At 50.7% G+C, this 440-nt stretch carries 1 pseudogene; it reads left to right on the top strand.

Going from position 1 to position 440, the window contains the following annotated elements:
- A pseudogene (locus Q4563_RS16250) lies at positions 1–216 on the top strand (3-oxoadipyl-CoA thiolase); the annotation flags it as partial.
- Positions 217–440 lie beyond the last annotated feature (224 nt).

Below are 440 nucleotides of genomic sequence, written 5' to 3'. Positions count from 1 at the left end.
GTACTGCGTGAGCTGGGCCTGGCGGATGATTCGACTCGCGTTAATCCGAACGGCGGTGCCATAGCGCTCGGTCATCCGCTGGGAGCCAGTGGTGCTCGTCTGGTAATGACCGCAATGTATCAATTGCAACGTATCGGTGGTCGCTATGCTCTCTGTACCATGTGTATCGGTGTTGGCCAAGGGATTGCCATGGTGATTGAGCTAACAAATGACTGAGCTGACCGGATAGTCGGCACTGGCCTGGCGGCCTTTGGCTAGTCGGAAAATATAAAAAAGAAAACAGTCGGCGCCCAGTTGGATGCTGCAGAACCCCTGAGTGGGTTTCATTACCTTATCAAAACAACAATAAAAGATAGATAGAGAGACTCAGCATGAATATTCGAGACCAGTTCAAGCAGGATCAGCTCGATCCGATGGAAACTGCCAGCATAGATGAGTTA

The sequence above is a fragment of the Gilvimarinus sp. 1_MG-2023 genome (genome assembly GCF_030548285.1).
Note: the sequence above shows the minus strand (reverse complement) of the source record. Positions and strands in the feature narration are given on the sequence as shown.